The organism is Cytobacillus oceanisediminis 2691, assembly GCF_007678455.1.
In the GTDB taxonomy this organism is placed as follows: domain Bacteria; phylum Bacillota; class Bacilli; order Bacillales; family Cytobacillaceae; genus Mesobacillus; species Mesobacillus oceanisediminis_A.
Genome location: NZ_VEEP01000011.1, coordinates 1 through 13,405, shown reverse-complemented (window position 1 = coordinate 13,405; position 13,405 = coordinate 1). Strand labels below are relative to the sequence as shown.

Here is a 13,405-nt window from a genome sequence, read left to right as displayed (position 1 = left end):
GTTTACATAATACTTTTATAATCTATTTGACATTAAAGCTATATCGATTTTCGTGAATTCTCCTTTTCATGGACATTTTGGCATGCTCCCTTTCTTGAAATGTCTATTAAATGGGGATTCTTGGACATTTTGCCCCGCTCCGGCTTCTGAAATGTCTATTAAATAGGGGTTCTTGGACATTTTGCCCTGCTCACACTGCTGAAATGTCTATTAAATAGGGGTTCTTGGACACTTTCCCCTGCTCCCGCTGCTGAAATGTCTATTAAATAGGGGTTATCGGACATTTTGCCCTGCTCACTCTGCTGAAATGTCTAATAAAGACCGTTTCTTACACTACCCACCCTTAAATCTCCTTTGCCAGCTAGTTCAATTAATTGATATTTTTAAACAGATACGATCATAATACAGTTATTAAATCCAAGGGGGATCATTCATGCCTAGACTGGTTGAATATATAGAAAAGATTGCTGATCTCCCTTTAAAAGACAGTTATTCACGGGAGGAACTTTTGACTCAGGACTTTTTATTAGCTAATGAAGGGCGCCTTGCGGTCTATTATTGTACGCATAACGAGTATGTAAATCCAGATGCGAAAGTATTTATCGTAGGAATAACACCGGGTTTCCAGCAAATGAGCAAATCAATCGCTGTTGCCCGCTCCCTGATTGAAGTAAACTATCCAGTTTCCCTGATTCCTTATTTATGCAAGCGTGAAGCGAGATTTTCCGGAATACTTCGTAATCATATCATTGAAATGCTTGATGAACTTGGCTTACAAAAATGGCTTTCATTGGAATCCTGCGCGCAACTATTTGATGAAAATGACAACCTTCTCCATACAACATCTCTCATTCCATATGCGGTTTTTAATGATGGGAAGAATTACACTGGACATAAACCTAGTATTCTAAAGAACAATATGCTTTTGGGTTTCTTAAAGGGATATTTTGAACCACAGGCTGCCATGCTTCGGAATACGCTTGTGATCCCGCTCGGAAAGAGTGTCGAAGAAATCATGAGGGTGTATGCCAGTGAAGGCCTTCTGGAAGAAAGAAATATTCTCTTTGGATTCCCTCACCCGTCAGGTGCAAACGGTCACCGCCTGCAGCAATTTACCACTAACAAAGAGAAAATGAAAAATACCATTAAGTCCTTTTTCCAGGCCAATATTAAAGACAACTAGCTTATAGGGAATTAAAATTGAAAAAAAGAGGCCATGAACCATAGCCTCAAACCACAAATTTGATTTTAACCAATCACATTATTCAAACGGAACCTCATCGTCATAGGCGGCTTTATAGATGCTGATCAATTCCTCCTTTTGCTTTTCATTCTCTATTAAAATATCCCCATAAGCTGGGACAATAGTGTGCCATCCGTGTTTTTTGTTTTGACGTGACACGAATAAATAGCTCTCACCTTCTTTCAGAAGTTGATCATTTTCAACCAGGACCAGTTTGTTTCCTTCGTATCCCCCCTGTTGGTTCACAGTTATCCGGCCATTCAATTGGCCTTTGATATTTTCGGCAACCTCAACTTCATATTGAGTTTCAAGTATCCCATCTTCATTACTTGTTCCCTTCGTCTCTTGTACCTTCCCAATAAAAACATTATCCGCCCATCCAACGAGTTGTTTTTGGTCCGTTACATCAAATGCATAGCTCGCCGGGATGTTCTGTACTTCCGGATTTCCCGGAGTATTCTCTAAAAATAGGACTGATCCGGCAACTGAAAGTGCGATGGCTGCTGCGATTGCAGGGGCTGCCAGCAACTTCCGTTTTTTTGTTTTGCTGCTCATTTCTGTCTTGGCCTTTTGGACTCCCAGTTCAGTTCTTCTGCTTAAACCCTCTGGTATCTCGATTTTATTAATTTCTGATTGAATGTTATTGTTCATTAGCTTCATCCTCCTTTAATGTCTTTCGAAGTTTTCCAAGACTGCGATAAAGAATTGTCTTTACTGTGCCAAGCGGAAGCTGGAGAATATCGGCGATTTCCTTGAATGTCATTTGCTGATAGAATTTCAGGAGAATGACACTTTTTTCTTCTTCCTGAAGTTTTTCAATTAAATCCTTCAAATCGATTCCTAAGATATCATCTTCTTGAACAGCTTCTTTTGTATATTCCGCAAATTCTGGTTTTAAAGGTACAATGTTCTTTCTTATTCTCAATAGGTCAATGGAACAGCTGATGGCAATCCTCATCAGCCAGGTTTTAAAATATTTGGGTTCTTTAAGATCTTTGATGGACTTGAATGATCTGTAAGCAGTTTCCTGGACAACATCCATTGCGTCATTCTGGTTTTTTACATAGATAAACGCCATTCTGTATAAATCCTGTTCATATAGCTGGAACAGCTCCAAAAATGCCTTATCATTGCCTTTTTGTGCTTTTTTTATTAATTTCAGCATTAGATGCACTCCCTTGTACTCCTTGTTATCCATTAGACGTTAGATTCGCCAGTTTGGCTTTAATATCCTGTAAAAAAATTCAAATGTCTAGGCTATCAAACCAAGCTGTAAATCCAAACGTCTTGCAAAAGAAAAAACACCCTTTATAGAAAGGATGTTCATCAATACAGAAGCGTGAATTTTTTCCAAGCATCGGGCAGAAGTGCCTGATATTTATTGTGCAGGTAACGGTCGTCAATCAACACAATTCTGCCTGTGTCATCTTCTGACCGAATAAGTCTTCCTCCGGCCTGCAGTACTTTATTCATTCCAGGAAAGACGTATGCATAATCATAACCATTCTTACCTATAGCAGCAAAATGCTTACTAATCAAGTCCCTTTCGAACCCAATCTGAGGGAGACCCACACCTACAACCACAACCCCGTTAAGCCTGTCCCCCTTTAAATCGATTCCTTCAGAAAATACACCTCCAAGAACAGCAAAACCAACGAGTGATCCTTGATTATCAGCTGTGAAGGATTCCAGAAATGCGGCACGTTCTTCTTCGTTCATCCCTGTACCCTGGACAATCGTACAGATATCCTCATTGGAAATGCTCCACTCCTCCAGTACCATATTAAGATATTGGTAGGATGGAAAGAAAAACAGATAATTACCTGGATAATTGTGAACTAAATCAGACATTGTTTTGACTATTGGTTTAATTGACCTTGTCCGGTCTTTGTACCTTGTTGATAAGGATTGAATCTTCACATCTGTCTGTTCACTAGAAAAAGGAGAAGGAATCAAAGAGACATAATCCTCGCTATCACCGCCAAGCATATCTCTGTAATAGCCCATAGGATTAAGAGTAGCTGAAAAAAAGATTCGGGACTTAAAGCTTTTTCCTGCCTGTTTGATTAAATGAGAAGGATCCAGACAAAATTGTTTAATACGCACATCATTTTTTTCGATTAGAGCATATACAATGAAGCGTTCATCATATAAACTGCTGATTCTTTGCCAATTTTGCGCAACGAAAAAAGTTTCAAGCAGCAAGTCTGATTCTCCTGCACTCCCTCTAAGGAGTTCTTTTTCCGCATGTTCCATAAACTCTGCTATTAACTGATTCAGTTCCTCTAGTGGCTCCACGCACTCAATTGTTTTTGAGAATCCAGCCTGCTTTCTTAATTGGATAAAATAGTCATTTAGACGTTTGGATATATGGCCTAATGAATGATTCTTTTCTTTAAACTCCCTTTTCAACTGAAGGAATGGTGATTTCTCCAGAGCAGCTGTGAACATATCCCTTCCTCTGTCAACGAGATTATGTGCCTCATCGACAAGAAGGACTGTTTTCTTTTTTTGTTCGTCGAATAGCCTTTTCAAAGAGACTTTTGGATCAAATATATAATTGTAATCGCATATGACCGCATCTGCTGCGTATGCTAAATCCAATGAAAACTCAAAGGGACAGACTCTATGTTTTTTTGCATACTTTTCAATACAGCATCTATCCAGGATAGCTTCATTTCTGAGGATATCCAGTACCGCACCGTTAATCCTGTCATAATATCCATCTGCAAATTCACAATGTTCCTTGCTGCACTTTCCCTCACCTGTAAAACATACCTTATCCTTTGCGGTTATTGTAACAGTCCTAATCTCCAAGCCTTTTTTTATCATAAGACTGAACGCTTCCTCTGCGGTCTGTCTTGTTGTCGTCTTGGCAGTTAAATAAAATAACTTCTTAATCTGTTCCTCCCCAATTGCCTTAACTGAAGGAAATACAGTTGAAATGGTTTTGCCTATCCCAGTTGGTGCATTTGCAAATAACGTCCTTCCTTCCTCGATTGTCTTATAGACAGCCCCTGCAAGCTGTCGCTGGCCATGTCGGTATCGAGGAAAAGGAAACTTCAACTTTTTAATGCTTTGATCCCTTTTCAAACCATGTTCCGCCTGCAACCGGGCATATGGTGCAAAATCTGCGACCATTCCTTTAACGGAGTTTTCCAACTCCTCTTTGGTAAATGATCTTTTAAAAAACTTCTTATCACCAGAAGTTTTATGAACATAAGTCAGCTGGATATCAATCTCTTCATTTTGATGTTCCTTTAAAAACATATAACCATAGCATTCTGCTTGGGCCCAATGAGCAGGGTTTGAGTTCTCTTCGATACTTTCCAAAGGCAAAGAAGTCGATTTAATTTCATCAATCGTTGTTTTCTCCCCTGAAAAAAGCAAACCATCACAGCGTCCTTCGATAATAAATAAAAGGTTATCAAATTCAATTTCTGTTTTTAAAAAGACTTCACTCTGATCCATCTCTTGATAAGTATTCTGGACTTCCCGATGGATTCTTGAGCCTTCAGAGAATGATGAGGCCGTTTTAAAACCCGATTCAATGCTTCCTGTTTTAAATACATATTCAGCCAGCATCCTCACCGGGATTTTTATTACATGCTCCATCCTGCTCACCTCCCTGTTTGACTTCCTTCTCCCATTATAGTACATACGTTCTCTTTTATTCAATAAAATAAAAAACCGTCCCAGGAAACCTGGAACGGATTGATATCTTTTTACCAATGGCGTGTATTTTCAAGCAAACTGTCAATCTCAATTGGGTTCAGCGAAAAACTTAAATCATCTTCAGCAATTTCCATTGTATCTTCCAACAGCTCGTCAATATCCATGCTAATTCTTCCCATACCGAACCTCCTCATTCATTTTAGCCATCCATTGTCCATGCGGGCTTCGTGAAAATAGTTCGTATATTATATGAGGGTTCTGGGGGTCATTTAACGCAGTGAAAATTTTCCCAAGTTGTTAATTAGTAATCAATTATTTAAGAACTTTTTAGAAATGAAACTCGAAGACACAAGCATCAGTTTAAATGGAAGTATGCCTTTTAAAAAACAAAAAGGCCTAATTAGAAGGCCTTTTTGGTAGTTAATCATGCTGGAGGTAAAATTGGCGGCATGCTTGCTGCTAATACACCCAGAGCCATGGCACCTGTCATTAAGGCTGTTAACATCTTTTTCATACGGATTTCCTCCTTAATTGATTTTTTCTATATATTTTACTGCTTGATCAAACCTTCCCATCTCCCGATAGTGATTTGATAGCATTTTGTAAAACCAAATTAATTCTTCACTTTTACCATCGCTTTCTTCAAGAAATGGTATTACTTTAGTTTCTGAGTAATCTAGCGATTTTTCTGGAGAGTCCAAAGTCATTAAATAATAATTAGCTAACATTCTATACTTGCGGTTTTCAGAATCCTTAGATAATTGGTATACTTCCTCAAAGGCTTCCCTTGCTTTTTCTTCATTTTGCAACTCATATTGGATTTCTCCAATGGAATAAAGAGTAATGAGATAGTGTTGTGTTCCTTTTGTTTGTAAAGATAGGCTTTTTTCAAAAAAGAAAATGGCCTCTCGATAGTTCTTAAGCTTTTTTTGAAGGTAACCCATATTATGATATATTTCAGGTAATAAATTTTTTTCCTGTAAAATCTCTGCGTTTCTGATGAGATTTTTATAGCAATCCTGGGCTTCTTCATAGATCTTGGAATTAGTATAGTTGATCCCAAGCAACATCAACACATGTAGAATTCTTTTAAAATTGTGTTGTTCCATAAATTCTTGCAGTGCCATCTTTCCATAGTAAATGGCATATCCTAAATCTTCTGGAGAAGTTTTAGCCAAAGCCCGATGATAAAGTATTTCTCCATCGGGTATGTCGAACTTAGATCCTCTGCCAATGGTGTCTAAGATCTGATCTGCTTTCTTATAAATTCTCTTTTTTAATAACATTACAGCATGCAGATAGGAAAATAAAGCCATTTGAGGTTGGGAAAATATTTTCTTTTGTTTCTTTAATAATTCGTATTGTTCTTGGGCCTCGGAAAATCTGTGTTTAAAGATTAAATACCTGAATTTAGTAAGTTCATATGTATGTAGATTTGTAGTGAATGGAATAATTCCTTCAAATTCCTTTAGCATTTCCATTGTTGTATCTGCTTCTTCGTCTTGAATAAAATCAATCTTTTCATTAAGTTCTTTAATTAGCTGCTTAATCTGTTCCTCATTTTCAGTGATGGATGCAAGGTTGACTCCCAGTCTTTCGAGCAGGAGGCCCATTGTTTCTTCATTTGCTTCTTTAGAGTTGCTTTCAATCTTGCTTAAGTGGGGAACTGAACATATGCCATTTGCCAGTTCCTTTTGTGTTAAACCTTGCTGGATTCTGTAAAATTTAATTAATGGTCCAAACTGCATACGTTCACCTTCTGTTTTCTTATTAATCTACCATCTTTTCCAACAATTTAAACAGTCCAAAAGTACTATTTTTATAAAATTCTATATATTAGAAATTGTTTCTTCATATATTACCTCAAATAAGATAATAAAGCCACCCGAATCAATCATTTAATCCGGATGGCCTGCAAGTTTGTGCATTATATTTTTTTAGGTAATTATTTTACGCGAGGGAAACCGAATCCTGATGCGTAATCATCACCAGTTCCAGCTCCAGTTCCGCCTTTGATGTCATAAAGCTTCGCGCGTCTTTGAATTTCTGTACGGAGCTGAGAGTTGCTCCATGATTTATTCGAAGACCACAGTTTAGCTGCAAGGCCTGAAATGTGTGGCGTTGCCATAGATGTGCCGCTCATTGTTGTATAGTTTCCATCTACAGCTGTTGAATAGATTCCGCCGCCAGGTGCTGATACTTCAACGTCCTTTTCCTGGATGTAGTAGTCGCCGTCAGTATTTGGGTTGCCACGAGAAGAGAAATCAGATACTTTGTGTGTTCCATTGACAAATGTATTATCCAGTGATGCTACAGCGATTGCATTTGTTAATGCGCCTGGATAACCAATCGTATTGGCACTCGGACCACTGTTCCCTGCTGCTGCTACCACTAATGCACCTTTGCTGTATGCATAGTCAACAGCACTTGCAATCATTGAATCCTTGCCGCTTGAACCAAGTGACATCGAGATGACGACCTTTGATCCTGTACGGACACCTTCATCGGCAGCATGGCGGATGGCACCAGCAATATCATCAGAATATCCGGATCCATTGTCCCCGAGGACTTTATAGCCCCAGAGTTCTGCTTGAGGAGCAACTCCATAGATACCTGCTCCATCATAACCGCCATTTGCTACAGCAGTTCCGGCAACATGTGTACCATGGCCCTGGCGGTCAGTACAAGTCCCATTAACCATCGATGAAGAAGTTTGGGTGAAATCCTTACATTGTTCAACATTGTCTGTCAAATCAATATGGTTTCGGTTAATGCCTGTGTCTAGGACAGCTACCTTGATTCCATCCCCACCGCTTGTCGCTTGGATGTAGTTATCGTTATAAATTGCTTGAATGCCCCATGGTGTCTGGTCTGACGGATAAGATGCCATGGTCGAATAGTCACCTTTGCCTTTTCCATTTGCTTCTACTCGGGCATCGATTGTATGCGTGCCAACCTGGGACACTTCAATATTCTTGTTTTTCAACAATGCTTGATATTGCTTGCTGTTCACTTCAGTTGTAAAACCTTGGCCTCCAAAATCCCAGCGTTTCCCATATTGTTCTTTAACTTTAGCTTTTTCTGCACTCGGACCCTGAATTAACACACGATAAGTATCCTGGCTTTCCTGTGCACCGGCACCAAAAGCGCCAGTCGCGAACATGGAAACACCCATTGCCAAACTAAGTACAGCGGATCCGAAAACTCTTTTCTTCTTCATCCTTTTGCTCCTCTCACCTTTAAGAAATTTGCAGCTTGTCGGCTGCAGGATTAAGTATATTGCAAATTTTCTGTGTTTATCAACGAATAAATAGGCATAAATGATTGGGAAAAACGAGAAGGAAGAAGGATAAAACAATGCATTTTTACCATAACTTTCCGGTGTTATTTACCAATTCATCTTCCATTTTTCCCACTAAGTAATCCTCAACTTGAACTTGTCCTTTTCAATATATATAATGTGAAAATGTCAAAATAGAGTTGAAAAACAAAATCAAAAAAATGGTAAAAAACGAAGCTTAACTTATTGGGAAAACGCTTGCCTATCCTTTCGTCCAGTAAAAAAAGAGCAAGAAAAAACACCTCGATTTCCATCGAAGTGTTCATCTTTAATGCGATATTTTAAAGGCCTTGCTGAGACTATTCAGATACGGAACATCTGGCACGGCCGTTGAATGGTTCAGGAAAAAGGCATGGTGGGGTTTAACACCGATTATAGACGGTTGCAAACCCATAACTTGCAGCTCCTTAACTAAGGAGATGAATGCTTCTACTCCCTCAATGGTCAGCTCTCCTACCCCATTTAAATCAAACAGGATCTCTTGATATCCACCTTCCTGTGATTGATTCAGTACTCTATCTTCGTTTTGCCCAATCAATTTTTCATCTAAATTTCCAAATAAAGGAACCAATGCTGAGGTCTTCGTTAATTTTATAAATGGACAAGAAAGGCTTTTAATTTCAAGAAGTGATTTTTCTACCTGCTCTTTTTTTTCAAGCAGCTCCAAATCTGTTTCTGCCAGTCTAACCCTATGTTTTTCAACAATATTTTCCAATTCAGATAATCGATGATTTTTTTCTATACAAATGACATGTCCTCTATCTTCATGCCAATTTACACTAATGTCAAACAAGGCATAAGGGGAAAATTTTGTTTTCATGATCAGTTCGCCTTCTGCCTTGCTTTCTTTGTGTTCAAAAAGGGTCTTAATCTTTTTATGGCTTTCCCAATCCACTAGCTCCAGAAATTTTTTCCCAACAGAAAAAACATCTTCACTTGCAGCAGAATAGGCAAGAATATTGTATTCGATATCAATTAAAAAATATGGTAATGGCAAATGTTTAAGATCCGACATTCATTTTCACTCCATGCTGATGGCCAAGCCAATTTTTCACATCATCCATATTTTTATGGAAAATAGTACGGTCTGATCCGTAGCGATGAAATTCATATTGATCCAGCAGCCTGCCCCCAACGATTACAACCGGCTGGTTTGGAAGCTTTTCCAATGCTTGGATATATGGGCTAAGATGCTCAGCATGATACAGGATTGAAAAAGAGAGGCATATTACATTTGCTTTCCATTCTTGTGCAGCTTTCACCACATACTCTAGCGGAAGATTGGGACCATGGAACTTTGTTTCCCAACCATACTCATTGAATAGCTGGCTGGCCATTTTCAGTCCGAGGTAGTGCTGTTCATTTTCAACGCAAAGAAACATCGCTCTTCTCCCATTAGGAGAAATTTGCAGTGTTCTTCTTTTTTCCCAATTGTAACGGGCAAGCAAAAAAACACATGTTGATGTCGCCAAATGCTCATCAGCAACAGTGATTTTGTTTGTTTCCCACATATGACCGATCTGTCTCATTGCAGGGGTGATTATTTTTTCAAAGATATATAAACTTTCTTTTGATCCCTTGCACTCTTGTTCAATTAGTGCCCATGAATCATCCTGATTGCCCTCGAGCAAAAGCTGGGCTAATTCGATTGCTTTTTCCATTGGCACTCACCTCATCCCGGTGTTATTTCACACCCCTTAATGAATTAATCGCACTTTCAAGCATGTTGATAAATACTACATTAAGCTCTTCATCTGTTTTTTCAAATGCCTTCTTCAATCTCATAAAATTATCAACCAGATGTTCCGTCTTCATTCCTCTGGAGGTCAAAATTCCATTTAGCCAGTGTGCATAATCAATAAAATATTTGTCATCATCCATATCTGCTGCAGTCTGCATATATTTTATGTGATGTCCATTGTCTTCTCTGCACTTTTGGCGTCCCCTCTCCCCGTATTTTTCAAGCAGGAAAGGGAAATCATTGTATATCCCCTCAGTAACTTCCTCAATGATCGACGATATGACAGCCTCATTCATTTTGCTACCACCTTATACCGGCCTACCGAGGGACGGATTGCTGCAAGTTCCTGGTCAGGATAATTTTTCTCTAGTTCATGTACTTTCTTGTATGCATCACTTGTAATATATTTTATATAATTTTCTTTTGAATCCCATGATATCTGAACGGTCAGTTCTGTCGGGTTATTTTCGTTCTGTAACAATTGGAAGGAAACGAACCCCTCATACTCATCTACCAATCTTGATCTTTTTTGATAGATGCCAATCACTTCATCAACTTTATCTTCAGGAATAACCACTGTTGAATGAACGATATACATGTTCGATCTCCTCCTGTTCTTTTTTGCAAACATAGTCCAATTATACATTTCCTTTTACCGCCTATCAAATTAAGCATTTCTCAGAAAGTGCAACTGAAAAAAGTCTTGTTATTTATCTCCAAATAAATTATCATACTAAAAAGCTATTTAAAGGGAGATTCTGGCATGATTAGAAAACTTCATGAAAAAGATAACGATATAGCAATGAACTTTTTACTGGAAGAAGCGTCTCTCAACCTCTTTATCATAGGAGATATTGAAGCATTTGGATACGATTCTGATTTCCAGGAATTATGGGGCTTCTTCGAGGATGATGAACTATCAGCGGTATTACTCCGATTCCATAACTCTTTCATTCCTTACGCAAAAAATGATAGGCTCCCTGTTAAGGAATTCTCAGAAATTATCAAGAAATACTCAGGAAAAATCTTTTTATCAGGAAAAAGTGAACTAGTTGAAAAATTCGAGGGAATAAATGGATTAGACCTTGGTAAAAAGCAGATCACCTATTTCGCGGAATGCACTACGGATTCCTACTTAGAAGAAACTGAACATGATATTTTTACAGCAGGTCCTGAAGATGTTGATCGTATTATTGAGTTAAGAGCCAGTATTGACGAATTTTTTCCTAATCCGAATGCACGTGAGATTTTTTTACAGTCGCTGGAAGCAGGCACTGGGAGAACTTACTATATTGAAATGGATGGAAAAATGGCCGCTTCAGCAGCAACTGCTGCTGAAAATTCAAAATCAGCGATGATCGTTGGTGTTTGTGCACATAAAGAATATAGGAGAAAAGGGCTTGCAACAGCTGTGATGCAAAAGCTTTTCAAAGATGTTATGGACGAAGGAAAGCTTCTATGCCTATTCTATGATAATCCTGAGGCTGGCAGGATTTATAAGCGGCTGGGCTTTACAGATATAGGCATGTGGACAATGTATAGATAAGAATCAGGGCTGGATGCCGAACATCCAGCCCTGACTTTAATTTTTGGCAACCTTTGCAATTGCTTCAATTGCCTTCTGGATCTGATCCTCATTTACATCGTAATGCGTAACAAAACGCACGAATGTTGGACCAAAGGTTCCTGAAATCACTCCTTCTGATCGCAGTTTCTCAACAAATGCTTCAGAGGTGATATTTAAATCTGTAACATCAGCAACTACAATATTTGTTTCCGGCTGTCTTGCAAGTTTCATTCCTGGAATCGATTCGATTCCCTCTGCAAGAATCCTGGCATTCCACTGATCTTCTCCAAGACGATCTTTCATTTTCGTCAAAGCGATTAAACCCGGTGCAGCGATGATACCTGCCTGCCTCATTCCCCCACCTAAACGTTTTCTCCATTTTCTTGCTGATTTTATAAAATCGGAACTGCCCGCAATGATAGAACCCACTGGGGCTCCTAATCCCTTTGAAAGACATATTTGAACAGTATCCGTGTACTTAGCAAATTCCTTTACATCGACTCCAGCTGCTGCCGCAGCATTGAATAATCTCGCGCCATCGAGATGAACAGGAACTTTATTCGCTTTTGCTACGTTGTAAATAGCTTCCATGTTTTCGACTGGAATTACTGCTCCGCCTGCCCTGTTATGAGTATTTTCGAGGCAAATTAATCCTGTTTCGGGGTAATGGATATCTTCAGTACGTATTGCACTAAGAACATCTTTTGGATCCATAGCCCCTTTTTTGCCCGCGATTGTACGCGTCTGGACTCCGGCAAGTGCAGCTACTGCACCTGATTCATAATAAAAAATATGGGATTCTTCTTCAAGCAGCAATTCCTGACCCGGCCGGCAATGAGAGAGCACAGCTATTTGATTTCCCTGGGTACCACTTGTAACATATAGCGCTTTTTCTTTTCCAAGTATTTCAGCTGCAATTTCTTCTAATTCATTTACTGTGGGATCTTCCTGATATACATCATCACCCACTTCTGCGGCATACATTGCTCTGCGCATTTCATCAGTCGGTTTTGTAACTGTATCACTTCTTAAATCAATCATTCCTTACCCCTCATTTCTATGTAAAGTTTACTATTATATTTATTTTAACAACCCAACCTGCAAAAAACTAACAGTTTCTTTTCAACTGCCTTCGGGTAATTCCTTAACAAAGGCTGAATCTTCTTAAATTGATTGTTTCCATATTAATTAACAGACTTTGGGCTTCTCTTGTCCGTCACCGGATCTTATCCATTTTAGAGAGCAACAAGGTTAAATAGAGCCTTTATACATTCATCAAGGAGGAAGATTATTATTATGAATATAGAAAAAGTTATGACAAGAGATGTAGAGTATTGCCGTCCTGATACACCGATTCATCAGGTTGCAGCGAAAATGAAAGAACTGGATGTTGGAGTCATGCCAATTTGTGAGGGCGAGCAATTAGCAGGCCTGGCTACTGACAGAGATATAGTTTTAAAGGCTGTTGCAGTAAATACTTCATTGGATTCCCCGATATCAGAGGTAATGACAACCGATCCTGTCCGAGGCACTATCCATATGTCGGCAGAAGAAGCAGCAGATTTGATGGCAGATGTTCAAATACGCAGACTGCCAATCGTAGAAGATGGAAAAATGATCGGAATTGTATCATTAGGAGACCTTGCAGTTACCGCTAATCTAGAAGATGATGCAGGAAATGCCTTGGAGGATATCTCGACTCCTTCAGAACCTGAAAAATAAAAAACTCAAAAAACCCCGTTACATAACGGGGTTTTTTGAGTCAGTTTGTAGACAAAAGGGGTTCGGAATGCACTCATTCCGAACCCCTTTTTGGATTTCATCGGTTTTTTCAAATGA

At 39.0% G+C, this 13,405-nt stretch carries 14 protein-coding genes; 3 read left to right on the top strand and 11 right to left on the bottom strand.

Annotation, left to right across the window (positions count from 1 at the left end; all coding sequences use genetic code 11):
• Positions 1-433: 433 nt before the first annotated feature.
• Entirely contained in the window at positions 434-1,183 is a 750-nt protein-coding gene (locus FS736_RS19660; protein ID WP_144480526.1) for a hypothetical protein, read from the top strand.
• Between the two features lie 78 nt (positions 1,184-1,261).
• On the opposite strand, the gene FS736_RS19655 is transcribed toward FS736_RS19660, so the two are convergent.
• The 10 genes from FS736_RS19655 to FS736_RS19615 form a co-directional block, all read right to left on the bottom strand.
• A complete protein-coding gene (locus FS736_RS19655) occupies positions 1,262-1,894 on the bottom strand; it encodes a hypothetical protein (RefSeq protein ID WP_144480524.1) in 633 nt (210 codons plus the stop codon).
• The gene (locus FS736_RS19650; protein ID WP_144480522.1) at positions 1,884-2,408 is read right to left on the bottom strand and encodes a sigma-70 family RNA polymerase sigma factor; all 525 of its coding nucleotides are present in this window, start codon (positions 2,406-2,408) and stop codon (positions 1,884-1,886) included. Before FS736_RS19650 ends, FS736_RS19655 begins: the two co-directional genes overlap by 11 nt.
• 161 nt (positions 2,409-2,569) lie before the next feature.
• A complete protein-coding gene (locus tag FS736_RS19645) occupies positions 2,570-4,858 on the bottom strand; it encodes an ATP-dependent DNA helicase (protein ID WP_144480520.1) in 2,289 nt (762 codons plus the stop codon).
• Positions 4,859-4,968: 110 nt separating this feature from the next.
• Positions 4,969-5,097 carry a hypothetical protein gene (locus FS736_RS25255; protein WP_260983664.1) on the bottom strand — a complete coding sequence of 43 codons (129 nt, stop codon included), beginning with the start codon at positions 5,095-5,097 and terminating at the stop codon, positions 4,969-4,971.
• A gap of 348 nt (positions 5,098-5,445) precedes the next feature.
• Positions 5,446-6,666, bottom strand: a complete 1,221-nt coding sequence (locus tag FS736_RS19640; protein WP_144480518.1) for a tetratricopeptide repeat protein — start codon at positions 6,664-6,666, stop codon at positions 5,446-5,448.
• 197 nt (positions 6,667-6,863) lie between these two features.
• Positions 6,864-8,138 (bottom strand): S8 family peptidase, encoded by a 1,275-nt coding sequence (locus tag FS736_RS19635; protein ID WP_144480516.1) that lies wholly within the window; start codon positions 8,136-8,138, stop codon positions 6,864-6,866.
• 388 nt (positions 8,139-8,526) lie between these two features.
• Positions 8,527-9,273, bottom strand: coding sequence for an STAS domain-containing protein (locus tag FS736_RS19630; RefSeq protein ID WP_144480515.1), 747 nt, complete (start codon positions 9,271-9,273; stop codon positions 8,527-8,529).
• On the bottom strand, positions 9,260-9,919 hold the full coding sequence (locus FS736_RS19625) for a cobalamin B12-binding domain-containing protein (RefSeq protein WP_144480513.1): 660 nt from the start codon (positions 9,917-9,919) through the stop codon (positions 9,260-9,262). The genes FS736_RS19630 and FS736_RS19625 overlap by 14 nt, the downstream gene beginning before the upstream one ends.
• Before the next feature lie 22 nt (positions 9,920-9,941).
• Positions 9,942-10,295, bottom strand: a complete 354-nt coding sequence (locus FS736_RS19620; RefSeq protein ID WP_144480511.1) for a hypothetical protein — start codon at positions 10,293-10,295, stop codon at positions 9,942-9,944.
• Positions 10,292-10,597 carry an antibiotic biosynthesis monooxygenase family protein gene (locus tag FS736_RS19615; RefSeq protein ID WP_144480509.1) on the bottom strand — a complete coding sequence of 102 codons (306 nt, stop codon included), beginning with the start codon at positions 10,595-10,597 and terminating at the stop codon, positions 10,292-10,294. Before FS736_RS19615 ends, FS736_RS19620 begins: the two co-directional genes overlap by 4 nt.
• Positions 10,598-10,762: 165 nt before the next feature.
• On the opposite strand from FS736_RS19615, the gene FS736_RS19610 reads away from it, so the two are divergent.
• Entirely contained in the window at positions 10,763-11,545 is a 783-nt protein-coding gene (locus FS736_RS19610) for a GNAT family N-acetyltransferase (RefSeq protein ID WP_144480507.1), read from the top strand.
• 36 nt (positions 11,546-11,581) lie between these two features.
• Here the strand turns inward: FS736_RS19610 and ltaE are convergent, their stop codons facing one another.
• Positions 11,582-12,607: a low-specificity L-threonine aldolase gene (gene ltaE / locus FS736_RS19605; RefSeq protein WP_144480501.1), complete on the bottom strand. Its 1,026-nt coding sequence runs from the start codon at positions 12,605-12,607 to the stop codon at positions 11,582-11,584.
• Positions 12,608-12,862: 255 nt separating this feature from the next.
• On the opposite strand from ltaE, the gene FS736_RS19600 reads away from it, so the two are divergent.
• The gene (locus FS736_RS19600) at positions 12,863-13,288 is read left to right on the top strand and encodes a CBS domain-containing protein (protein WP_144480499.1); all 426 of its coding nucleotides are present in this window, start codon (positions 12,863-12,865) and stop codon (positions 13,286-13,288) included.
• Positions 13,289-13,405 lie beyond the last annotated feature (117 nt).

What these genes read in the sequence shown, in the direction of transcription:
- FS736_RS19660 (WP_144480526.1), top strand. Translation starts at nt 434, where the DNA reads ATGCCTAGACTGGTTGAATATATAGAAAAGATTGCTGATCTCCCTTTA.
- FS736_RS19655 (WP_144480524.1), bottom strand. Translation starts at nt 1,894, where the DNA reads ATGAACAATAACATTCAATCAGAAATTAATAAAATCGAGATACCAGAG.
- FS736_RS19650 (WP_144480522.1), bottom strand. Translation starts at nt 2,408, where the DNA reads ATGCTGAAATTAATAAAAAAAGCACAAAAAGGCAATGATAAGGCATTT.
- FS736_RS19645 (WP_144480520.1), bottom strand. Translation starts at nt 4,858, where the DNA reads ATGGAGCATGTAATAAAAATCCCGGTGAGGATGCTGGCTGAATATGTA.
- FS736_RS25255 (WP_260983664.1), bottom strand. Translation starts at nt 5,097, where the DNA reads ATGGGAAGAATTAGCATGGATATTGACGAGCTGTTGGAAGATACAATG.
- FS736_RS19640 (WP_144480518.1), bottom strand. Translation starts at nt 6,666, where the DNA reads ATGCAGTTTGGACCATTAATTAAATTTTACAGAATCCAGCAAGGTTTA.
- FS736_RS19635 (WP_144480516.1), bottom strand. Translation starts at nt 8,138, where the DNA reads ATGAAGAAGAAAAGAGTTTTCGGATCCGCTGTACTTAGTTTGGCAATG.
- FS736_RS19630 (WP_144480515.1), bottom strand. Translation starts at nt 9,273, where the DNA reads ATGTCGGATCTTAAACATTTGCCATTACCATATTTTTTAATTGATATC.
- FS736_RS19625 (WP_144480513.1), bottom strand. Translation starts at nt 9,919, where the DNA reads ATGGAAAAAGCAATCGAATTAGCCCAGCTTTTGCTCGAGGGCAATCAG.
- FS736_RS19620 (WP_144480511.1), bottom strand. Translation starts at nt 10,295, where the DNA reads ATGAATGAGGCTGTCATATCGTCGATCATTGAGGAAGTTACTGAGGGG.
- FS736_RS19615 (WP_144480509.1), bottom strand. Translation starts at nt 10,597, where the DNA reads ATGTATATCGTTCATTCAACAGTGGTTATTCCTGAAGATAAAGTTGAT.
- FS736_RS19610 (WP_144480507.1), top strand. Translation starts at nt 10,763, where the DNA reads ATGATTAGAAAACTTCATGAAAAAGATAACGATATAGCAATGAACTTT.
- ltaE (WP_144480501.1), bottom strand. Translation starts at nt 12,607, where the DNA reads ATGATTGATTTAAGAAGTGATACAGTTACAAAACCGACTGATGAAATG.
- FS736_RS19600 (WP_144480499.1), top strand. Translation starts at nt 12,863, where the DNA reads ATGAATATAGAAAAAGTTATGACAAGAGATGTAGAGTATTGCCGTCCT.